This window comes from Catellatospora aurea (genome assembly GCF_042663325.1).
GTDB lineage: Bacteria > Actinomycetota > Actinomycetes > Mycobacteriales > Micromonosporaceae > Catellatospora > Catellatospora aurea.
On the sequence record NZ_JBHTAC010000066.1, the window covers coordinates 14,867 to 37,013 of the forward strand.

18 protein-coding genes and 1 pseudogene are annotated in these 22,147 nt (G+C 70.2%); 16 read left to right on the forward strand and 3 right to left on the reverse strand.

Annotated elements, in window-relative coordinates; genetic code table 11:
* The first annotated feature begins 1 nt into the window (after window position 1).
* The 4 genes from ACFQO7_RS35670 to ACFQO7_RS35685 all read left to right on the forward strand — a co-directional run bounded on the left by ACFQO7_RS35670 (window position 2) and on the right by ACFQO7_RS35685 (window position 5,520).
* On the forward strand, window positions 2-1,642 hold the full coding sequence (locus ACFQO7_RS35670) for an ABC transporter permease subunit (protein ID WP_376810534.1): 1,641 nt from the start codon (window positions 2-4) through the stop codon (window positions 1,640-1,642).
* Window positions 1,639-2,484: a sugar ABC transporter permease gene (locus tag ACFQO7_RS35675; protein ID WP_361056391.1), complete on the forward strand. Its 846-nt coding sequence runs from the start codon at window positions 1,639-1,641 to the stop codon at window positions 2,482-2,484. The genes ACFQO7_RS35670 and ACFQO7_RS35675 overlap by 4 nt, the downstream gene beginning before the upstream one ends.
* Before the next feature lie 249 nt (window positions 2,485-2,733).
* Window positions 2,734-4,494 (forward strand): glycoside hydrolase family 13 protein, encoded by a 1,761-nt coding sequence (locus tag ACFQO7_RS35680; protein WP_376810535.1) that lies wholly within the window; start codon window positions 2,734-2,736, stop codon window positions 4,492-4,494.
* A gap of 174 nt (window positions 4,495-4,668) precedes the next feature.
* Complete coding sequence (locus tag ACFQO7_RS35685) at window positions 4,669-5,520, forward strand: hypothetical protein (RefSeq protein WP_376810536.1); 852 nt, start codon at window positions 4,669-4,671, stop codon at window positions 5,518-5,520.
* A gap of 64 nt (window positions 5,521-5,584) precedes the next feature.
* Here ACFQO7_RS35685 and ACFQO7_RS35690 read toward each other — a convergent pair whose 3' ends face one another.
* Entirely contained in the window at window positions 5,585-5,932 is a 348-nt protein-coding gene (locus ACFQO7_RS35690) for a hypothetical protein (protein WP_376810543.1), read from the reverse strand.
* Window positions 5,933-6,261: 329 nt separating this feature from the next.
* Between ACFQO7_RS35690 and ACFQO7_RS35695 the strand changes: the two genes are divergently transcribed.
* From ACFQO7_RS35695 to ACFQO7_RS35725, 7 genes and pseudogenes are all read left to right on the forward strand, one after another.
* Window positions 6,262-7,323, forward strand: coding sequence for a BMP family lipoprotein (locus tag ACFQO7_RS35695; RefSeq protein ID WP_376810544.1), 1,062 nt, complete (start codon window positions 6,262-6,264; stop codon window positions 7,321-7,323).
* 315 nt (window positions 7,324-7,638) lie between these two features.
* Window positions 7,639-9,165, forward strand: a complete 1,527-nt coding sequence (locus ACFQO7_RS35700) for an ABC transporter ATP-binding protein (protein WP_376810545.1) — start codon at window positions 7,639-7,641, stop codon at window positions 9,163-9,165.
* Window positions 9,162-10,571, forward strand: coding sequence for an ABC transporter permease (locus tag ACFQO7_RS35705; protein WP_376810537.1), 1,410 nt, complete (start codon window positions 9,162-9,164; stop codon window positions 10,569-10,571). The genes ACFQO7_RS35700 and ACFQO7_RS35705 overlap by 4 nt, the downstream gene beginning before the upstream one ends.
* 17 nt (window positions 10,572-10,588) lie before the next feature.
* Window positions 10,589-11,842: an ABC transporter permease gene (locus ACFQO7_RS35710; RefSeq protein ID WP_376810546.1), complete on the forward strand. Its 1,254-nt coding sequence runs from the start codon at window positions 10,589-10,591 to the stop codon at window positions 11,840-11,842.
* A gap of 78 nt (window positions 11,843-11,920) precedes the next feature.
* Window positions 11,921-12,316: pseudogene (locus tag ACFQO7_RS35715) on the forward strand (cytidine deaminase); the annotation flags it as partial.
* A gap of 11 nt (window positions 12,317-12,327) precedes the next feature.
* A complete protein-coding gene (locus ACFQO7_RS35720) occupies window positions 12,328-13,605 on the forward strand; it encodes a thymidine phosphorylase (protein ID WP_376810538.1) in 1,278 nt (425 codons plus the stop codon).
* A gap of 4 nt (window positions 13,606-13,609) precedes the next feature.
* Entirely contained in the window at window positions 13,610-14,287 is a 678-nt protein-coding gene (locus ACFQO7_RS35725) for a DUF4272 domain-containing protein (RefSeq protein WP_376810539.1), read from the forward strand.
* 155 nt (window positions 14,288-14,442) lie between these two features.
* Here ACFQO7_RS35725 and ACFQO7_RS35730 read toward each other — a convergent pair whose 3' ends face one another.
* The gene (locus ACFQO7_RS35730; RefSeq protein ID WP_376810547.1) at window positions 14,443-15,342 is read right to left on the reverse strand and encodes a putative RNA methyltransferase; all 900 of its coding nucleotides are present in this window, start codon (window positions 15,340-15,342) and stop codon (window positions 14,443-14,445) included.
* 34 nt (window positions 15,343-15,376) lie between these two features.
* Between ACFQO7_RS35730 and ACFQO7_RS35735 the strand changes: the two genes are divergently transcribed.
* Window positions 15,377-16,444, forward strand: a complete 1,068-nt coding sequence (locus tag ACFQO7_RS35735; protein ID WP_360538489.1) for an adenosine deaminase — start codon at window positions 15,377-15,379, stop codon at window positions 16,442-16,444.
* Here ACFQO7_RS35735 and ACFQO7_RS35740 read toward each other — a convergent pair.
* On the reverse strand, window positions 16,416-17,213 hold the full coding sequence (locus ACFQO7_RS35740; RefSeq protein WP_376810540.1) for a uridine kinase family protein: 798 nt from the start codon (window positions 17,211-17,213) through the stop codon (window positions 16,416-16,418). The genes ACFQO7_RS35735 and ACFQO7_RS35740 overlap by 29 nt on opposite strands.
* A 48-nt stretch (window positions 17,214-17,261) precedes the next feature.
* Here ACFQO7_RS35740 and ACFQO7_RS35745 point away from each other — a divergent pair, with 48 nt between their 5' ends.
* Genes ACFQO7_RS35745 through ACFQO7_RS35760 form a run of 4 tightly spaced genes read left to right on the forward strand, consistent with a single transcriptional unit; the run spans window position 17,262 to window position 22,002 of the window.
* Window positions 17,262-20,567, forward strand: coding sequence for a sensor histidine kinase (locus ACFQO7_RS35745; protein WP_376810541.1), 3,306 nt, complete (start codon window positions 17,262-17,264; stop codon window positions 20,565-20,567).
* Window positions 20,564-20,968 carry a roadblock/LC7 domain-containing protein gene (locus ACFQO7_RS35750; RefSeq protein WP_120318037.1) on the forward strand — a complete coding sequence of 135 codons (405 nt, stop codon included), beginning with the start codon at window positions 20,564-20,566 and terminating at the stop codon, window positions 20,966-20,968. The genes ACFQO7_RS35745 and ACFQO7_RS35750 overlap by 4 nt, the downstream gene beginning before the upstream one ends.
* Before the next feature lie 58 nt (window positions 20,969-21,026).
* Entirely contained in the window at window positions 21,027-21,404 is a 378-nt protein-coding gene (locus tag ACFQO7_RS35755) for a DUF742 domain-containing protein (RefSeq protein WP_120318038.1), read from the forward strand.
* Window position 21,405: 1 nt separating this feature from the next.
* Window positions 21,406-22,002, forward strand: coding sequence for a GTP-binding protein (locus ACFQO7_RS35760; protein WP_376810542.1), 597 nt, complete (start codon window positions 21,406-21,408; stop codon window positions 22,000-22,002).
* The last annotated feature ends 145 nt before the right edge of the window (window positions 22,003-22,147 follow it).

Below are 22,147 nucleotides of genomic sequence, written 5' to 3' on the forward strand. Positions count from 1 at the left end.
CATGACCACTGAGGTGACGGGTGCGGGGAGCGCGCGCTCCCCGCACCCGGGGCCGTCCGGGCAGGCCCCTGACCAGCGTTCCCGGGGTGGGCGGCGCGGCGGCGCGGAGCAGGTCCGCCGCACGCGCGAGCTGTCCACCGGCTTCATCGTGTCGCGTATCGCGGTGCTGGGCATCGTCGCCGCACTGCTGATCTACGCGCTCCCGCCGCTGATCCAGACCGAGGCCTGGACGGCGCTGGGCGCCGTCGGCGTGGTCACGGCGCTCGTCGCCTACCTCTACCTGACCCCGCGCCACATCCCGGCCAAGTACCTGGTGCCGGGCACCATCTTCCTGATCGCGTTCGCCATCGTGCCGATCGTGCTGACCTTCGTCACCGCGTTCACCAACTTCGGCGACGGGCACCGCGGCACCAAGGAAGAGGCGATCCGGGCCATCGAGACCAGCTCGGTGACCCAGGTGCCGGGCTCCCCGGAGTACTACCTGACCATCGCCGAGCGCGACGACGAGATGGTGTTCCTGCTGGTCGACCCGGCGACCAAGGCAGTCCAGGCGGGCACCGCCGAGGGCCTGACCCCGGTCGACGGGGCCGAGGTGTCGCTGACCGGCAAGGTGCTGACCGCCGCCGGGTACACCATCGTGCCGACCGCCCAGGCGGCCGAGCGCGACGCGGAGATCGCGGCGTTCTCGGTGCCGACCACGGACGGCGCGGTCAAGGCCACCGGCCTGAGCCGGGCCTTCGAGGGCAAGGCCGACAAGTCCTACGACGCGGCCTGCGACTGCGTGACCAGCCCCAGCGGCGGGCGGTGGGTCGCCGACGAGGTCGAGGGATACTTCGTCAACGCCGAAGGGCAGCACCTCGACCAGGGCTGGAAGGTCGACGTCGGGTTCGCCAACTTCACCAAGGCGCTGACCGACCCGACCATCTCCGGGCACTTCCTCAACGTGCTCATCTGGAACTTCGTCTTCGCGCTCAGCGCGGTCGCAACGACGTTCGCGCTCGGCATGATCGTGGCGCTGGCGCTGCACTCGCCCCGGGTGCGGGGCACCAAGCTCTACCGGATCATGCTGATCCTGCCGTACGCCATGCCGGGTTTCGCCATGCTGCTGATCTGGCGGGACATGTTCAACACCGACTTCGGCCTGATCAGCAAGCTGTTCGGCGTGCACGACTGGCTGGGCACGCCGACAACGGCCCGGCTCGGGCTGATCGTGATCAACCTGTGGATGGGCTTCCCGTACATGTTCCTGGTGATCACGGGTGCTTTGCAGGCCGTGCCGCGGGAGCTGACCGACGCGGCCCGCATCGACGGCGCGTCGGCGTGGGCCGGCTTCCGGCGGGTCACCCTGCCGCTGGTGCTGGTGGCGCTGACCCCGCTGCTGATCTCGTCGTTCGGCTTCAACTTCAACAACTTCAACAACATCAAGCTGGTCACCAACGGCGGGCCGTACGCCATCGACAACAGCACCGTCGGCGCGACCGACCTGCTGATCAGCTACACGTACCGGGTCGCGGGCTTCGACTCCGGCGTGGCCGACTTCGGCTTCGCCGCGGCGATCTCGGTGTTCATCTTCGCGATCGTGGCCACGGTCTCCACGGTGGCGTTCTGGCGCAGCCGGGCGCAGGAGGAGGTGTACTCGTGAAGTGGCTCAGAGAGGTCGGCTGGCGCTACGCGGTGGTGCTGGTCGTGTGCGCGTTCGCGCTGTTCCCGGTGCTGTTCGTGGTGTCCGCCGCGATCAACCCGCTGGGCACGCTCGGCTCCACCGGGCTCATTCCCGAGGGCGCCAGCCTGAAGAACTTCGTCGACCTGCTGACCGGGGACCACCCGTTCACCAGGTGGTTCCTGAACTCGGTGGTCATCGCGCTGATCTCGGCCTTCGCCGGCCTGTTGATCAGCGTGGCGGCGGCGTACGCGTTCAGCCGGATGCGCTTCCGGGGCCGCCGGGTGGGCCTGCTGTCCATCCTGCTCATCCAGATGTTCCCGCAGTTCCTGGCGATCGTGGCCATCTTCATCGTGTTCACCGAGGTCACCGAGCTGTACCCGACGTTCGGCTTCAACAAGCCGTGGGGCCTGCTCGTGCTCTACCTGGGCGGCGCACTGGGCGTGAACACGTACCTGATGAAGGGCTACCTGGACACGGTGCCCAAGGAGATCGACGAGTCGGCCACCATGGACGGCGCGTCGCACGTGCAGACCTTCTTCCGCATCATCCTGCCGCTGGTCGGCCCGGTGCTCGCGGTGACGGCGATGCTCTCCTTCATCGGCACCATCAACGAGTTCCTCATCGCCAACGTCTTCCTCCGCGACACCGAAGCCAAGACCCTGGCCGTCGGCATGTACGGCATGCTCACCGACAAACGGGACGCCAACTTCGGCATGTTCGCCGCCGCCACCCTCCTGACGGCCGTCCCCACCGTGAGCCTTTTCCTCTGGCTCCAGAAGTACATCGTCAGCGGCCTGACCGCCGGCGCGGTCAAAGGCTGACCCCCTCCTCCGCGTTGATCATGAACTTATGGCACGGCTCGACGGCGTGTCGTCGCCACAACTTCATGATCAACGCGGAGGGGGCGCAACGGCAGTGTCGCGACCTCGGGTTCCGGTGACGGGACTGCGGGCTGAAACGTCGACATCCTCTGAACAAGGAAGGATGGCGCGACAGTGCGTCTCATCGAACAGCCGCATCATGACGGCTCGGCGTTGTACATTTCGGACGTTGCACCGGGGATCGGTGACGTGGTCACCGTGTGGGTGCGGGTGCCGGTGGCTGCCGAGGTCGAAGCGGTGCACGTGCGGAGCACGCCCGACGGGGAGCCGTTTTTCGTCACGGCCGAGGTCGACGCGGAGCGGACCGGGACGGCGGTCGGCGGGTACGGCGCGACCGACGTGTGGTGGCGGGCGGCGCTGACCGTGCGCAACCCGGTCACGAACTACCGCTTCCACCTGCGGAACAAGGCCGGTGACACGTATTGGCTGACCGCGGGCGGTGTCGTCGAGCATGAACTGCCCGACGACACCGACTTCCGGGCGGTCGCGTACGACGCGCCCCCGGCCTGGTCCGCAGATGCTGTGCTGTACCAGATCTTTCCGGACCGCTTCGCCCGCGCCGCGGACGCGAAACCGCTGGAGGCGTTGGGCCTGCCGGACTGGGCGCTGCCCCGCGAGTGGGACCGCGACGAGGTCATCGGGCGCGGGCCGGGCACCGCCGAGCAGCTCTTCGGCGGCGACCTCGACGGCATCGCCGAGCACCTGGACCATATCCAGGAGCTGGGCGCCAACACCGTGTACCTGACGCCGGTCTTCCCGGCCCGGTCCAACCACCGCTACGACGCGTCGACCTTCGAAGAGGTGGATCCCCTGCTGGGCGGGGACGCGGCCCTGGCCCGGCTGGCCGAGGCCGTGCACGCGCGCGGCATGCGGCTGATCGGCGACATCACTTCCAACCACTGCGGCGACGCCCACGAGTGGTTCACCCGCGCGGTCTCCGATGTGGAATCTCCGGAACGGGAGATGTTCTATTTCGACCCGGAGACCGGTGACTACGAGGCCTGGTGCGGGGTCAAGAGCCTGCCCAAACTCGACTGGGCCAGCCCGCTGGTGCGGCAGCGGATGACCGAGGTGCTGCGGCGCTGGCTGGTGTACTTCGACGGCTGGCGGGTGGACGTGGCCAACATGACCGGCCGCCGCGCCGCGCAGGACGACACCCATGAGGTGGCCGCGCTGATCCGCCGTGCCCTGCCCGCCGAGGCGATGCTGGTCGGCGAGCACATGCACGACGCGACCGGCGACCTGGACCGCGACGGCTGGCACGGGGCCATGAACTACCTCGGCTTCACCCGCCCGGTCTGGGCCTGGCTGCGCGGCGAGGCACCGGGCTTCGCCAACTTCTTCGGCACCCCGGGCGACGTGCCGAGCCGGGACGGTGCGGCGGCGTACGCCACCATGCGGGCGTTCGCGGCCCGGGTGTCCTGGCGGTCGCTGGTGCACTCGTGGAACATCCTCGACTCGCACGACTCGGCCCGCATCCGCACCGTCACCGGTTCGGCGGCGCGGCAGGTGGTCGCGCTGGGCATGCAGGTCACGCTGCCGGGAACCCCGATGGTGTACGCCGGCAGCGAGTTCGGCCTGACCGGCTGGAACGGCGAGAACGCGCGCACCCCGATGCCGTGGGACCGGCCGGGGGACCGCGACGAGCAGACGCTGGCCGCGTACCGGGAGCTGCTGGGGTTGCGGGCCGCCGAACCGGCGCTGCGCCACGGCGGGCTGCGCTGGCTGTATGTGACCAGCGATACCATGGTCTACCTGCGGGAATTCGAGCAGAATTCACTCCTGGTGGCGGCCTCGCGCGCGGCCGGTGAGGATGTCTCACTCGCTCTCGGCGCCCGGGCTGCCGGCGTCTTCGCTGCTACGGACCTCGAACCGGACGGCACGGGTCGGCTGACCCTGCCGGGCGACGGTCCCGCCCTGCGCGTCTGGCGACTGGAACCACCCCGCTGACAGGCGGTGGCGGCACGCGGTTCGACCCCGTGTGCCGCCACTTGCCGTAAACGTGTCGACACGCCGTGTGATCGTGAGAAATTCACATGATCGACTGCCGGTATGTCCTTTTCGGGCGTGTCGCCCTCGCGACTCACGCAAGATCGCGTGAATCGGGGTCTTACGCTGACGCCCGTGCCCAAGCCGCCGCTGCGCCCTGAAGCGCTCGCCCGCCGGATCTTCCGGGGAGCCGACGCGCTGGAGTCCGGTCTGCTCACCCGCGCCCAGCTGCGCAGCTCCGCGTGGCGGCCGCTGTTCCGCGGGGTGTATGCCGATCGCGACCTGACCATCACCCACCGGCTGCGCTGCCTCGCCGTCAGCGACTTCCTGCTGCCCGCGGACGGGGTCGTCGCCGGCCGTTCCGCCGCCAGCCTGTACGGGGCCCCCTACGGGGCGGACGAGGCGGTGGAGATCCTCACCCCGGGCCGGTTCGGGCCGATGGCGGGCGTCCTCGTGCACCGGGGGCCGGTGCCGGAGAAGGACGTGACCCGGCGGGTCGACGGCATCCGGGTCACCACGCCGCAGCGCACCGGCTGGGACCTGGCCCGCTGGCTCGACGTGGTGGAGGCGGTGGCGCTGCTCGACGTGATGGTGGCCCGGGGGGCGGTGAGCGTCGGCGCACTGACCGAGTACGCCCAGGCCCGGATCGGCAAGCCCGGCTGGGGGCGGCTGCTGAAGGCGGCGCAGCTGGTCGACCCGGCCGCGCGGGGAGCGCACGAGAGCCGGGTGCGGGTGCGCCTGGTCCTGGCCGGGGTGCCCGCGCCGGTGGTCAAGTACGTGCTGGCCCGTGACGGGGAGCCGGCGGTCCGGCTCGACCTCGCCTGGCCGGAGCATCGGGTCGCGGTGTCCTGCGCCGACGGGTCCGCGCCCGAACTCGGCGGCGAGTGGCTGACGGTGGCCGCGGACGAGTCGCGCGTCGCCGAGGACTTCGACTCCCTGGTCCGCGAACTGAAGGCCGTGCTCCGCACGCGCCGGCCCCGCACCTGACCTCCGCGGCCGGCCCCGGAACCCGTCCGAGTGGGCGGGCCGGAGCCGGGTCGCGGTGGGCGGGTCAGCGCCAGAAGACGGCTACGGCGGCGTTGACCAGGGTCAGGCCGATGATGGCGAGGAAGTGGCCCTTGTTGACCGTCTCGCGCTTCTTGAGGTACGGGATCAGCACCATGATGAAGATCATGATGGCGATGACGCCCTTGACCGCCAGCTTGACCGGGTCGGGCTGCACCTCGCGGCCCAGCGGCGCGGCCAGCACGATGCCGGTGACGACCTGGATGGTCGCGCCCCACAGCATGACGGCGTTGATGTAGATGCGTCCCGTGTAGTACTGCACCAGCGCGCCGCCCAGCAGCAGGGCGAAGCCGACCAGGTGCGCGTACCGCAGGATCAGGCGTACTGCTTCCAAAACGTCCACGAGCGCCGAGCGTACGCGAGCCGGAGTCGCCAACATCACGCCCCGGTCGCAACCAGGCATGGGCCTGCACGAATGCCCGGTTTTACGCCCTGCTGCGCAGTTGTGCGGACGGCTTTTCGAGGCTGGTTCGTGACCCATTACACGTCCTGGTCACGCGGGGGTAACGACCGTTCAACAACCCTGCACGATTGTCGTCCGGACAGCGATATGAAGGATATGTTGCTGGGCGAGGTTCACCGTGCCGCCATCTGTACACAAGATGGAAGACCATGTGCGGTGTCTTTATGGGAGAGGAGACCGTCTTGCGCCCTGTGCGTGGGATGAAGATTGTCGCGCTTGTCGCGTCTGCGGGCCTCGCGTTCGCCGCAGCCGCCTGTGCCAAGCCGACTGAGGAGACGCCGGGCACCGGCACCAGCGCCGCTGCCAAGTACAGCGCGTGCATGGTGACCGACACCGGTGGCATCGACGACCACTCGTTCAACGCCTCGTCCTGGGCGGGCCTGCAGGCCGCCAAGGCCGCGAACTCGGCGATCGAGCCCAGCTACACCGCGTCGACCGCGATGGCCGACTACGACCCGAACCTGGCCAACTCGGTCACCAAGGGTTGCAAGTACATCCAGGCTGTCGGCGGTCTGATGGGCGACGCGACCAAGAAGGCCGCGACCGCCAACCCGACCGTGCAGTTCTCGATCGTCGACGCCGACAACCTCGGCCTGACGAACGTGTACCCGATCCAGTTCCAGACCCAGCAGGCGGCGTACCTCGCCGGCTACCTGGCCGCGGGCTACTCGAAGTCGGGCAAGGTCGGCACCTACGGCGGCATGAAGATCCCGCCGGTGACGATCTTCATGGACGGCTTCGCCGACGGTGTGGCCGCCTACAACAAGGCCAAGAACAAGAACGTCCAGGTGCTCGGCTGGGACAAGGCCAAGCAGGACGGTCTGTTCACCGACGACTTCGGCTCGCAGGACAAGGGCAAGCAGAAGTCGGACACGCTGGCCGCTCAGGGCGCCGACGTGATCTTCCCGGTCGCGGGTGGCGCGGGCCTCGGCTCGGCCGCCAACGCCGGCAGCAAGTTCGTCGTGATCTGGGTCGACGCGGACGGCTTCGAGACCACCAAGTACGGCAACGTCATGCTGACGACCGTGGTCAAGAACTCCACCGACGGTGTGAAGGAGGCCGTGACCAAGGCCGCCGGCACCCCGGGCACCCTGCTGACCGGCGGCTTCATGGGCACGCTGGCCAACAACGGCGTCTCGCTGGCCCCGTACCACGACTTCGACAGCAAGATCGACCCGGCCCTCAAGGCCGAGGTCGAGGCGCTGAAGCAGGACATCATCTCCGGCAAGATCGTGGTTGAGTCCCCGGCCCAGCCGAAGTGACACCCGGCCGCCCTCTCCGGTGAGATCATCACCGGAGAGGGCGGCCTCGCTTTCCTCAACCGGCCGCTGTCCCCGCCACGAAATCCGTGGTCGAGGTGGCGGCCGGACCGGTTGAAGCCTCAGTGCGGACCGGGGAGTGCGCTCCCCCCGGACCGCCCACATAATGAGCGCACACTCGCCCTCGGAAGGCGGAACGTCGCGGCACCCCCGCCGCCCGGCCCGTTCCGGTGGTGCACGGACCAACGGAGGTCGGAGCTGAGACTCGAACTGCGCGGCATCACCAAGCGATTCGGTGACCTCGTCGCAAACGATGACATCCACCTGACCGTCGAACCGGGCGAGATCCACGCGCTGCTCGGCGAGAACGGCGCGGGCAAGTCCACTCTCATGAACGTGCTGTACGGACTGCTGCAGCCGGACGAGGGCGAGATCCTCGTCGACGGCGCGCCCGTGCGCATCAAGGGACCCGGCGACGCCATCAAGGTCGGCATCGGCATGGTGCACCAGCACTTCATGCTCGTGCCGGTCTTCTCCGTCGCGGAGAACATCATGCTCGGCGCCGAGCCGGCCCGCGGCGGGTTCATCGACCACGCCAAGGCCGTCAAGCTGGTGCGCGAGGTCTCCCAGCGCTACGGCCTGCCGCTGAACCCCGATGCGATCATCGAGGACCTGCCGATCGGCATCCAGCAGCGGGTCGAGATCGTCAAGGCGCTCACCCGCGACGTCGACCTGCTGATCCTCGACGAGCCGACCGCGGTGCTCACCCCGCAGGAGACCGACGAGCTGCTCGACGTGATGCGCGGGCTGAAGGCGGCCGGCAAGTCGATCGTCTTCATCACGCACAAGCTGCGCGAGGTCAAGGCGGTCGCGGACCGCATCACGGTGATCCGCCGCGGCCGGACCGTGGGCACCGCCGACCCGAGCGCCCCCGAGGCGGAGCTGGCCGAGCTGATGGTCGGCCGCAGCGTCGTGCTGGAGGTGCCGAAGGAGGCGGCGGTGCCGGGCGAGGCGGTGCTGGAGGTCTCCGGCCTGGTGGTCGCGGACGACCGCGAGCACCGCGCGGTCGACGGCGTGGACCTGGTGGTACGCGCGGGCGAGGTGCTCGGCATCGCGGGCGTGCAGGGCAACGGGCAGACCGAGCTGGTCGAATCGATCATGGGGTTGCGCCCCTCGCGGGCCGGTGAGGTGAAGCTTTCCGGCAAGCCGATCACCACCTGGCACACCCGCGAGGTGCTGCGCGCCGGGGTCGGCTACGTGCCCGAGGACCGCAGCGTCGACGGCCTGGTCAAGGAGTTCTCGGTCGCCGAGAACCTGGTCCTCGACCTGTACGACCTGCCGCCGTTCGGCGGCCGGTTCGCGCTCGACCTCGACGCCATCGCGGTCCAGGCGGAGCAGAAGATCGCCGAGTTCGACGTGCGCACCCAGTCGGCGCACCAGCCGGTCGGCGCGCTGTCGGGCGGCAACCAGCAGAAGGTCATCGTGGCCCGGGAGATGTCCCACCCGCTGAAGCTGCTCATCGCGTCGCAGCCGACCCGCGGCGTGGACGTCGGCTCGATCGAGTTCATCCACTCCCGCATCGTCGCCGAGCGCGACCGCGGCGCGGCGGTGCTCGTGGTCTCCAGCGAGCTGGACGAGGTGGTGGCGCTGGCCGACCGGGTCGCGGTGATGTACCGCGGGCGGGTGCTGGCCGTCGTCTCCCCGGACACGCCGCGCGAGACGCTGGGCCTGCTGATGGCCGGTATCGACCCCAGTAGCAGCTCGCACACCCCCGGGACCCCGGCATCCGGCGAGCAGGACACCCAAGGTGAGGGTATGAGCGAGCACGGCGAGGCAGCCTCATGACGTCGCACGAGCCGATCGAGGCCGAACCCGGCGCGACCGCCGCGTCGCCCGACAAGAGCCCGGCGCTGCCGACCACCCCCGGCGTCGACCAGTACCACGTCGACCCGGCGCTGCCCGCCGCCGGTCAAGCGGAGCACCACGACCAGGCGGAGCGGCAGCCGAAGCACCGCGCGCCCGAGGTGGAGGGCAAGCGGTCCTTCGCGCGCGCGTTCCGCGAGGAGCTGTGGGCCGACAACAACTTCACGGTGACCCTGCTGGCGATCGTGCTCGCGCTGATCTGCGGCGGCGTGCTGATGGTCGTCGGCAACGCCGAGGTCCGCGACCAGTGGCAGTACCTGCTCTACCAGCCGGGCAAGACGATCGGTGACACCTGGGCGTTCGTCAGCACCGCGTACACCGACATGTTCAAGGGCGCGATCGTCAACCCGGACACGGTGAACCGCTGGTACTGGAACATGACCACCTGGCAGCAGGTGTTCTACCCGATCTCGGAGACGCTGACCAACGCCGCGCCGCTGATCTTCACGGGTCTGGCCGTCGCGGTGCCGTTCCGGGCCGGCCTGTTCAACATCGGCGGCCAGGGCCAGGCGATCATGGGCGCCATCGGCGGCGGCACGGTCGGCCTCGCGCTGTCGCTGCCCGCGATCGTGCAGGTGCCGCTCGGCGTGCTCGCGGGCGCGCTGCTCGGCGGGCTGTGGGGCTACCTGGTCGGCGTCCTCAAGGCGCGCACGGGCGCGCACGAGGTCATCCTGACGATCATGCTGAACAACATCGCGTTCCTGTTCCTGGGCTGGTTCATCCTGCAGCAGGGGATCAAGGACCCGAACCGGTCGGACGCGATCAGCAAGCCGATCCAGGAGTCCGGAAAGCTGCCGCAGCTGATCCCGGACCCGCTGCTGCGGGCCAACCTCGGCATCGTGCTGGCCGTGCTGGCCGCCGCCGGGGTGGCGTGGCTGCTCAAGCGCGGCCGGTTCGGTTTCGAGCTGCGCGCGGTCGGGCACAACCCGCACGCCGCGGCGACCGCCGGCATCAAGGTCGGCACCACCATCGCGCTGACCATGGCGCTGGCCGGCGCCCTGGCCGGTCTCGGCGGCACCAGCGTCGCGCTGGGCACCGCCCCCGCGCTGACCGTCGACATGCTCGGCCAGATCGGCTTCAACGGCATCCTGGTCGCGCTGCTCGGCCGGGTCCGGCCGTGGGGCGTGGTCGGTGCCGGCCTGCTGTTCGGCGCCCTGCAGGCCGGCGGTAACGCGATGCAGACCTTCTCCGGCGTGTCCGTCGAGCTGGTCGGCGTCATCCAGGCACTGATCGTGCTCTTCGTCGCCGCCCCGGCGCTGGTGAAGGCGATCTACAGGCTGCGCAGGTCGCCGGCTGCGGCCGCGCAGGCCGGATTGGCGAAGGGGTGAGCGTGACTACCTCCACGATGAGCGTCGAGCTGGCGGTGCCGGAGGCCTACTGGACCCGCACCCGCAAGACCGGCGCAGTCATGATCGTCCTGGGCCTGCTGGCCACGATCGTGTTCGGCGCGCTGGCCGGTTCGGAGAACGCGCGCTTCGCGCTCGGCGAGACCGTGGACGGGGCCGGGTTCGACATCCCGGGCACGTTCGGCGCGATCTTCTTCGGGCTGGTCGCGCTCGGGGCCGGGATCGCGATGCTGGTCACCGGCCGGTACTTCGGCGTGCTGACCGGCGTCGCCCTGATGGGTTTCATCATCTCGGCGCTGTGCTGGCAGATGTCGGTGTCGCCGGTGTCGCACACCATGCCGCTGGGCTTCATCGCCGCGGCGACCTTCACCGCCGCCATCCCGCTGATCTTCGGCTCGCTCGGCGGCGTGCTGTGCGAGCGCAGCGGTGTGGTCAACGTGGCGATCGAGGGACAGCTGCTTACCGGCGCGTTCTTCGGGGCCCTGTTCGGCACGCTCACCGGCAACTTCTGGCTGGGCCTGGTGGCCGCTGCCGTCGGCGGCGCGCTGCTGTCGGCGATCCTGGCCGTGTTCGCCATCAAGTACCTGGTGGACCAGGTGGTCGTGGGCATCGTGCTGAACGTGTTCGCCGGCGGCCTCACCGCGTTCTTCTACGAGCAGGTGATGCGGCCGGACACGGACGCGTACAACTTCCCGGGCAAGGTGCCGAGCTGGCCGATCCCGGGGCTGTCCGAGATCCCGATCATCGGGCCGGCGCTGTTCAACGGCAACATCTTCAGCTACGGCTCGCTGATCGCGGTCGTCGTGATCACGATCGCGCTGTTCCGGACCCGCTGGGGCCTGCGCACCCGCGCCGTCGGCGAGCACCCGGCCGCGGCGGACACCGTCGGCATCCGGGTGCTCGGGCTGCGGTACGCGAACGTGCTGCTCGCGGGCCTGGTGGCCGGGTTCGGTGGGGCGTACTTCTCGATGCTGTCCACCACCGGGTTCAGCAAGTACATGGTCAGCGGCGCGGGCTTCATCGCGCTGGCGGCCATGATCTTCGGGCGGTGGCACCCGGTCGGCGCGTTCTTCGCGTCGCTGTTCTTCGGCTTCTTCGGGGCGCTGACCGGCTTCCTGAACAGCATCAGCAGCCCCATCCCGAGCCAGTTCCTGAGCATGCTGCCGTACCTCGCGACGATCTTCGCGGTGGCCGGTCTGGTGGGACGCGTCCGCGCGCCCGCCGCCGACGGCAAGCCGTACGTCAAGGGCTGACGGCTAGGCTGGATGGTCCGATCTTGCGTGGCGCCCGCTCGGGCGCCACGCGTTTCGGGCGAGCGGAAAGGAACGGTCATGGACGTCGACTGGGAGAAGCTGCGGATCGCCGCGGTGGAGGTCATGCACCGGGCGTACGCGCCCTACTCGAAGTTCCCGGTGGGCGCCGCGGGCCTGGTCGACGACGGCCGGGTGGTCGTCGGCTGCAACGTCGAGAACGCCGCGTACGGCGTGGTGCTGTGCGCCGAATGCGGCATGGTGTCGCAGCTGCACGCCACCGGAGGCGGCAAGCTGGTCGCGATGGCATGCGTGAACGGCGACGGCGACCCGCTGCTGCCCTGCGGGCGCTGCCGCCAGCTGCTCTGGGAGCAGGGCGGCCCGCGCATGCTGATCGACGCCGAGGGCGGCCCGCTGACCATGGCGGAACTGCTCCCGCACGGGTTCGGCCTGGCCGAACTGGAAGCTGTCAACGGAGGTAATGGTTCATGAGTTTCGCGGCTGTGGACGTCATCCGGGCCAAGCGGGACGGTGGGGAACTCGGCGACGAGCAGATCGACTGGGTCGTCGACGCGTACACCCGGGGTCATGTCGCCGACGAGCAGATGTCGGCGCTGGCCATGGCGATCCTGCTGCGCGGCATGACCGACCGGGAGATCGCCCGGTGGACCGCCGCGATGATCGCCTCCGGGGAGCGGCTGGACCTGTCCCAGGTCTCCCGGCCGACCGTGGACAAGCACTCCACCGGCGGCGTCGGTGACAAGATCACGCTGCCGCTGACCCCGCTCGTGGCGGCCTGCGGTGCGGCCGTGCCGCAGCTTTCCGGCCGCGGGCTCGGGCACACCGGCGGGACGCTGGACAAGCTGGAGTCGATCCCCGGCTGGCGGGCCGCGCTGAGCAACGAGGAGTTCATCTCCCAGCTGCGCGACGTCGGCGCGGTGATCTGCCAGGCCGGCACCGGGCTCGCCCCGGCCGACCGCAAGCTGTACGCCCTGCGTGACGTCACCGGGACCGTCGAGGCGATCCCGCTGATCGCCAGCTCCATCATGAGCAAGAAGATCGCCGAGGGCACCGGCGCGCTGGTGCTCGACGTGAAGGTCGGCACCGGTGCCTTCATGAAGTCGGTGGAGGACGCCCGCGAGCTGGCCCGCACCATGGTCGAGCTGGGCCGGGCGCACGGTGTGGACACGGTCGCCCTGCTCACCGACATGAACACCCCGCTCGGCCTGACCATCGGCAACGCCGTCGAGGTGCAGGAGTCGCTGGACGTGCTCGCCGGTGGCGGCCCCGCCGACGTGGTCGAGCTGACCCTGGCGCTGGCGCGCGAGATGCTGTCGGCCGCCGGGCTGTCCGACGTCGACCCGGCCGACGCGCTGCATGACGGCCGGGCCATGGACTCCTGGCGGGCGATGATCCGCGCCCAGGGCGGCGACCCCGACGCGCCGCTGCCGGTCGCCAACGAGATCGAGCAGGTCCGGGCGGAGCGCTCCGGGACCGTGGCGTCGGTCGACGCCCTCGGCCTCGGCCTGGCCGCCTGGCGGCTCGGAGCGGGCCGGGCACGCAAGGAGGACCCCGTCAGCGCCGCCGCCGGCGTGGTGCTGCACAAGCGCCCCGGAGACCGGGTGGCCGCCGGTGACGTGCTGTACGAGCTGCGTACCGACGACCCGTCGCGGTTGCCGGTGGCCAGGGTCGACGCCGCGTCGGCCGTCGTCGTCGGGGACGGGCCGGCGCCCGTACGTCCGCTGATCATCGATCGGATCGGCTGATCACGTGGCACTGCCCGCACCGGACCCCCTCGCCGTGCGTGCCGCCAGCTTCCAGGAGCTGACGCGGCTGGGCGTGCCGCTGCCCCCGGACACCTACCCGCTGGTATGGGAACCGGGGGACACCGTCGAGCTGCGCCCCACGGGCGAGCTGGAGGCCCGCGCGGCGATCCTGCACGTGGCGCTGGAGCGCGTCTTCGGCATGCCGCCCGCCGAAGCCGAGAAATGGCTCGACGCCAACGCCCTCATCCCGGACGTGACCGAACCGGAGTGGGCCTGGATCGTCGACGAGCTCGGCGACCGGCAGTCGTTCGTGCTGCACCTGGACGCGCTCGCCGGGATCTGCTGGGTGCTCGGGGTCATCAAGACCCTCGACCCGCTGCTGACGCCGCCGCGGCTGATGGAGTCGCTCCCGGACCTGCACGGCGGCGAGACCTTCACCGCGTGGAAAGCCCGCATCCTGGCCGCGCCGCGCGACCCCACGGTCGTCGCGGCCGCGCTCGACCTGCACTACTGCCTCGACTGGTCGTTCCAGGAGCTGGAGCGCCAGGGGCTGCCGGTGCCCGGTGAGCTGAACGCCAACGCGATCGGCCAGCGCCGCTGGGCGCTGGAGTGGTCGTCGGTGTTCCTCGGCGAGTTCCACGACCCACCCGGCGGCTGGGAAGAGGTAGACCTCTCGGTCTGACCGCTAAAGATCATCCGACTTGCCGGGCACCTGTGCGTATCTTGAACGCGCATTCGCCCAGGTGCCTGGCAAGTCGAGCGCTCGGGCGCGGTGTGACCGGTGGGTCGGGCGGTCCTCGGGCTCTGGGCGGCCGGCAGGTCGAGTGGTCTGCTCGTTCAGCTTGGCCGGTAGCGGCCGATCCGGACGGATGCAGTGCAGGCGACCGGGCCTGTGGCGCGGGCTCGGTCGTGGAAGGCGTTGGGGCCCATCGCGATCAGGTCGTCGGCCTCGGTGGCGGTCAGCTCCAGCGGCCACTCCAGCAGCCGCTCGTCGGCGAGCGCGAAGTCGCGCAGCTCGTGGGCGAGCCGCTCGGCTTTGGACGGATCGACGCTCAGCAGGCCGAGCTGCTCGCGCAGCTCCGCGAGGTGCCGTTCGGTCGGGGTGACCACGACCAGCAGGCCGCCGGGCTTCAGGACCCGGCGCATCTGTGCGCCGTTGCGCGGGGCGAACACGTTGAGCAGCACGTCGACGCTGCCGTCGGCGAGCGGCAGGGTGCCCCAGGTGTCGGCCAGCACCGCCCCGGCCCGCGGGTGTGCCTTCGCGGCCCGCCGCAGGGCCGCCTTGCTCACGTCGAACGCCAACCCTTCCGCCCCCGGCGCGCCGTCCAGCACGGCGGCCAGGTAGTACCCCGTCCCCGCCCCCAGGTCCACCACCAGCGGTCGCCCGCGCATCCTCTCCTGCCGGGCCGTTCCGCCGACCCCGCGCGGCTGATCACCGGCCTCCAGCGGGTGATCATGAAGTTGTGGCGCCGACACGCCGCCGAGCCGTGCCATAAGTTCATGATCAACTAGGCAGGTGAGGGTGGTGGCGAGGGGGAGGTAGGCGGTGGTGGACAGGAAGGCGGCGCGGGCGGCGACCATGGCGGGGGTGTCGCCTTCGGGGAGCTTGCGGCCGGTGCCGAGGGTGACGTAGCCGTGCTTGTTGAGGTCGAAGCTGTGGTTGTGGGGGCAGCGCAGGGTGGTGGGAGTGCGGGAGAGGGGGGCGGCGCAGACCGGGCAGCGCAGCGCGTCAGTCATCTCGGCGGTGAGCACACCGAATATCTTGGTGCATGTGACTCCGACCTATGACGAGATCGTGAAGGCGCCTAAGGCACTGCTGCACGACCACCTCGACGGCGGCCTGCGCCCGGCCACCATCGTCGAGCTGGCCGCCGAGATCGGGCACGAGCTGCCCGCCACCGATCCGGCCGAGCTGGGCGAGTGGTTCGTCTCCGCGGCCGACAGCGGCTCGCTGGAGCGCTACCTGGAGACGTTCTCGCACACGGTGGCGGTCATGCAGACCGCCCCGGCGCTGCGGCGGGTGGCCCGGGAGTGCGCGCTGGACCTGGCCGCCGACGGCGTGGTGTACGCCGAGGTGCGGTACGCGCCCGAGCAGCACCTCACCGCCGGGCTGACGCTGCCGGAGGTGGTGGAGGCGGTGCTGGCCGGGTTCGCCGAGGGCAGCGAGCAGGCGGCCGCGGCGGGCAGCCCGATCCGGATCGGCACCCTGCTCACCGCGATGCGGCACGCCGCGCGCTCGATGGAGATCGCCGAGCTGTCCACGGCGTACCGCGACGCGGGTGTGGTCGGCTTCGACATCGCCGGGGCGGAGGCCGGCTACCCGCCCACCCGGCACCTGGACGCGTTCGAGTACCTCCAGCGGGAGAACTTCCACTTCACCATCCACGCGGGCGAGGCGTTCGGGCTGCCCTCGATCTGGCAGGCGCTGCAGTGGTGCGGCGCGGACCGGCTGGGTCACGGCGTGCGCATCGTCGACGACATCGAGCCGGGCACCGGCAAGCTCGGCCGGCTGGCCGGGTACGTGCGGGACAAGCGGGTGCCGCTGGAGCTGTGCCCGTCGTCGAACGTGCAGACCGGGGCGGCCGCCTCGATCGCCGAGCACCCCATCGGGCTGCTGCGCGACCTGCGCTTCCGGGTGACGGTCAACACCGACAACCGGCTGATGAGCGGCACCTCGATGTCGCGGGAGATGGCGCTGCTGGTGGAGGCGTTCGGCTGGGGCTGGGCGGAGCTGCAGTGGTTCACCATCAACGCCATGAAGAGCGCGTTCATCCCGTTCGACGAGCGCCTGACGATCATCAACGAGGTGATCAAACCGGCTTACGCGAAGCTCCTGTGACCAGCAGCCGCGCGCGGCGGTGCAGCGCCGCGGCGGTGGTGGGCCGGCAGCCCAGCTCGCACTGCCGGCCCAGGACCTGGGCGTCCTCCCGCCACAGGCGCAGCCCGCGGCGCACCAGGACAAGCGGCGGCTTGCGGTTCTCGGCCAGGTCGCGCACCAGCCGCCGGGCGAAGGTGACGGTGCGCGGGCGGTGCAGGGCGAGCGCGTCCGCGAGCACGCCGCCCTGCGTGCAGGCATCCACCATCTCGGCGGCGAAGATGCCCTCGGCGATGAACAGCGGCGCGCCCGCCAGCTCGAACGGCCGGGTCCCGATCCGGGCACTGAGGCCGATGTCGTACACGGGCACCTGGGTGTGGCCCGTCTCGGCCAATTGTGTGACCGCCGTCATAGCTGCGTCCAGGTCCCAGGAAAAAGGGGACTCCCAGTCGACCATCTCATTCACTCGGGGGAGTGTCGGGTCGGCCCCTTCCTTGTAAAAATCATCAAGGCACAGGACCGGAAGTCCGGTCTGGCGGGCTACGTACGACTTGCCCGATCCGGAAGGGCCGGCAAGAAGGATAACTCGGGCGCTTTGGACACTCACCGTGCGTGACTCCAAGGAAACTGCGGGCTGAACTGTGCGGGTGGCCTGCATGAGCATCCCATTCGGTGTCGGATTCCAGGCAGCCTGGGCTTTCCTCTTTTCACCGGGCGTGATGGAATCTCGGGGGTTCGTCCCAAGCTCGCCGGGATGGACTGTGTACGGTGCCCGGCGCGACCCCCGCGCCATCCGCGCTTTCGCGGATCTCGATGGTGGTACCGACAGGAGGGCGGTGACGTGAGCAAGCGGCCAGGAACGCAGAACAACGCGGTCCTTTCGCGTCTCCGACGGCCAGTGAGCCGGCTCCGGGACATGCCGATCTGGTCCAAGCTGGGCCTGATCATGATCGTTCCGACCTTGGCCACGATCGTCGTTGGTACCAACGGTCTGTTGGACAACCTCGACACAGCGACCGGCGCCGACCGCACACGGATCCTCTCCGTGTTGGTGAAGGAGTCAGGCGCACTCGTCGACGACCTCCAAAACGAGCGTGCGGCAGCGGTCATGCTGCTCGGCACGACCAACACCCCGCCGGCGTCCTACGAGAACGCCGGCAAGCTGGTCGACGAGGCCAAGAAGCCGTACTCGCAGCAGCGCGGCGCGCTGGTCGACGTCGACGACAGCCTCCGGGACCTGCTCGTGCAGATCGACGCGGGCCTTTCGAGCCTGCCCTCGGTGCGCGAACAGGTGAAGGATCGCAAGATCAAGCAGTCCGACGCGGCGATGCGCTACCAGGTGATCGTCGATTACCTGCTGCAGATCCGTGATAAGGCCGCCCAGATCGCCGGTGGTGGCGAGCTCGGTGACGGCCTGCGCGCGGCCAGCGCGATCGCCACGTACAAGGAGTTCCTCTCCCAGGAACGCGTGATCGTGCACCGGGCGTACGCGCTCGGCGGCCTGAACACCGGTCTGCGCAAGGACTTCATCGCCACGCTGACCGGTCAGGAGCAGGCGCGCGACGCCTTCGAGTCGGTCGCCAGCGACGCGGACATGGACCTGTTCAACAGCCAGGTGACCGGCCCGACACTGCGCAAGTCGTCGAAGTTCCAGGCCGACATCGAGGCCCTGCTGGGCGAGTCGCTCAGCTCGCTGAACTTCTCCGCGGCCGAGTGGGACCAGAGCATGCGCGACCACGGCGGCGTGCTCCGCAAGGTCGAGGCGAAGCTGGACTCCGACGTCGAGGTCACCGCGAGCGACCTGCGTGACGAGGTCACGCAGCAGGTGCTCGTGCAGACCGGTCTGCTGCTGGGCATGCTGCTGCTGGCGATCCTCTTCGCCTGGCTCGTGGCCCGCTCGATGGCGCGGTCGCTGCGTGAACTGCGCCACGGCGCGCTCAGCATCGCCCAGTACGGCCTGCCGCAGGCGGTGGCCCGACTGCGCGACCCGGCGCTGTCCTCACAGCTGTCGCCGGTGCAGGTGGCCAACCAGATCGCCGAGCCGCTGCCGGTGCGCAGCAAGGACGAGTTCGGGCAGGTGACCGAGGCGTTCAACGCGGTCCACCTGGAAGCGGTCCGCACCGCCGCCGAGCAGGCCGCGCTGCGGTCGTCCGTCGCGACGATGTTCGTCAACCTCGCCCGCCGCTCGCAGATCCTGGTCGACCGGCTCATCGGTCACCTGGACCGCCTGGAGCGCGGTGAGGAGGACCCGGACCGGCTGGCCGAGCTCTTCCAGCTGGACCACCTGGCCACCCGAATGCGGCGAAACGACGAGAACCTCCTGGTGCTCGCCGGCGCCGACTCCACCCGTGTGCAGCGCGAGCCCGCGGCTCTGCTGGACGTGCTCCGTGCCGCCCAGTCCGAGGTCGAGCACTACACCCGGATCGAGTTCGGGGTCATCGACCGTGACATCGAGGTCGCCGCGCACGCGGTCAACGACCTGGTGCACCTCATCGCCGAGCTCTTCGACAACGCGACCGCGTTCTCCCCGCCGGACTCGACCGTCATGGTCGAGGCGCGCCGGGTCGGCGACCGCGCCGTGCTGTACGTCGAGGACCACGGCATCGGCATCTCGCCGGACATGCTCAACGAGATCAACGAGAAGCTGGCCAGTCCGCCCCAGGTGGACGTGGCGGTCTCCCGGATGATGGGCCTGGTCGTGGTCGCGCGGCTCGCCGCACGCCACGGGGTCAAGACGGAGCTGCGGCTCTCGGCCGACCGGGGCATCATCGCCGACGTCACCCTGCCGACCGCGGTCCTGGTGCCGCGTGCCCTGGCCGGTGGACGTGCCGCCCCCGCGGCACCCCGCGAGCTGCCCGGGTTCGCCCCGGCTCCGAACATGCGCCAGCAGGCTCCGGCGGCTCCCGTGCAGCGCTCGTCCTCCTTCGCGCCGCTGGCGCTGGAGTCGGGCTCGGGCATGGGCGCCCCGGCGGGCGCCGGCCGTCCGGTCAACGGCGGCGGCAACGGTGGGCGGCTCTTCGACGCCCCGCCGGCGCCGCCGGCTCCGGAGTTCCCCGCCAGCACGCCGCCCTCGCGGGCCGGTATGCCGGCGTGGTCGGACCTGACCGGTGTCAACGGCTCCGACGCGTCCCGCCGCGGCAACGGCGAGGCGCTGCCGCAGCGGCGGGTGCCGGCCGAGGCCGAGCGCCCGGAGGCGTTCCACCAGCCGCAGATCCCGCGGCAGCCGTCGTCGCCCGTGGAGGAGCGCGCCAACCCGTCCTGGAACCAGCAGAGCTGGGCCGGGCCGGCGGTGCCGACCCCGCAGGCGCCGAGCAGCCCGTACGCGAGCCCTGGCATGCCGATCTCGGCCGTCCCGGTCTCCGCGGTCCCGGTCTCGGCAGCGCCCGTCTCGGCGGCTCCGGTGGACGTTCCCGCGTCCGCCGCGCCGCCGGCCTGGCCGCCGGTGAGCCGTGACGAGAGCCCGGTCATGCCGGACATGACGGCTGAGATGCCGCGCGTTCCGGCCGAGTACCCGGTCGTCGACACCCGGGTCCCGTTCGCGGACGAGACCATGGAGCTGCCGATCTTCCGGGAGCTGGAGTCGGCCTGGTTCAGCACGCGGCGTACGGCAGTCGATACGCCAGCTCAGGACGAGAAAACTGCCCCTCCCGCGAACGTCCCCCAAGACACTACGATCACCGCACAGTTCCCTGCCGTTGACCGCAACGGGCACGGGAGCAACGGTGCACCGAAGGTCAGCAGCACAGCGGCGGGAGCTTCCGACCTGCCGAGCAGGGACGTGAGCATGGGGAGTACGCAGTCTGGCCGTGAGGCCGCCGGATACGAGGTGCCGGCGCCCTACCGGCCGAGCTGGCAGACGGCCGCGGACGACGGCTGGGCGGCTGCCAGCGCGATCGCCAACAGCACCCCACCCTCGGAATCGACGGCCGCTGGGCTGCCCAAGCGCACCCCGATGGCACAGCTGGTCCCCGGCGGTGTGGAGAAGGGCGCTACCACCGTGCAGCGCCGTACGCCGGAGGGCGTCCGCGGACTGCTCTCCGCCTACCACCGCGGGGTGCAGCGAGGCCGCACTCAGCACAAGGACGATGATGTGATTCCGGGCTCCACCGAGGCCGGAAGCCAGTCTGGCAAGGAGCAGGAGGCATGACCACTACGCAGGATCTTGGTTGGCTGTTGGCCAACTTCGCGGACCGGGTGCCGGGCGTCGCCCATGCGGTCGCGGTGTCCGCGGACGGCCTACTGCTCGCCGCCTCCCGGGATCTTCCCCGGGACCGCGCCGACCAGCTGGCTGCCATCTCGTCCGGTCTGGTGAGCCTCACGCAAGGCGCAGCCCGCTGTTTCGAAGGTGGCGCGGTGTTGCAGACTGTCGTGGAGATGGACAACGGGTTCCTTTTCCTGATGTCCATCTCGGATGGCTCGTCGTTCGCGGTGCTCGCTTCGCGGAGCTGCGACGTCGGCCAGGTCGGGTACGAGATGGCGCTTCTCGTGGACCGGGTGGGCGACGCGCTCACGCCGGCCCCGCGCAGCGCCGCAGGCGTGCTGGGCTGAGGCACAACCGTCCCGGAGGGTCCGGGGACGGCACTGGGGAAGGGGGTGAACGGCGACGATGCCCGACAGAGAAGAACCGACCGGCGCATTGGTACGGCCGTACGCCGTGACCCGTGGCCGCACCCGGCCGCGATTGGAGATCGCGATCGAGGCGCTGGTGGAGACGACCGTACGCGGTCGATCTGCCGGCACCTCGGGTCGCGGCGGCCACGGGCGGGAACACCAACACATCGCGTCCCTCTGCGACGGCAAGGTGCAGTCGCTCGCGGAGATCGCGGCACGGATGCGGCTGCCGCTCGGTGTCGCCCGTGTCCTCATCGCGGACATGGCGGCAGACGGCCTGGTCGCGGTATACGAGCCGACGTCGTTTGAGAGTAACGACGCGGTAGGCACTGAACTGCTGGAGAGGGTACTCAGTGGACTTCGGAGGCTCTGACATGTCACACCGCCCGGGGCAACAGCCTGGCGGTCGGGTGACATCGGCGAAGATTGTCATCGCCGGCGGCTTCGGCGTCGGTAAGACGACGCTGGTTGGGTCCGTTTCGGAGATCACGCCGCTGACCACTGAAGCGATTATGACTTCGGCCGGCGTCGGCGTGGACGACACGCGCTCGGTTCCCAACAAGACCACCACCACGGTGGCCATGGACTTCGGCCGTATCTCCATCGATCGCGACCTGATCCTGTACCTGTTCGGCACGCCTGGCCAGACCCGGTTCTGGTTCATGTGGGACGAACTCGTACGGGGCGCGATCGGCGCGGTGGTCATGGTGGACACGCGCAGGTTGGCAGACTGCTTCGCGGCGATCGACTTCTTCGAACACCGCAAGCTGCCCTATCTGATCGCGATCAACCAGTTCGACGGGCAGCAGTACCACAACGCCCAGGACGTTCGCGACGCGCTCGCGATCTCCTCGGACGTGCCGGTGGTCAGCTGCGACGCGCGCAATCGCGAGTCGACCAAGCAGGTCCTGATCTCACTGGTGGAGTACGTGCTCTCGATGCGGCGTACCCGCACCGGCGTCTCCGCCTGACATAGCAAGCATCCTCCAGGCCCGCTGTCCCCACAGGACAGCGGGCCTGAAGTGCTGTCCCCCACCGGCCTCCGGCCCGGCCCGCCTGCCCCTCCCGTGCCGCAACTCTTAAAGGGTCGCGCCCTCAGACACTGTCTGAGGGCGC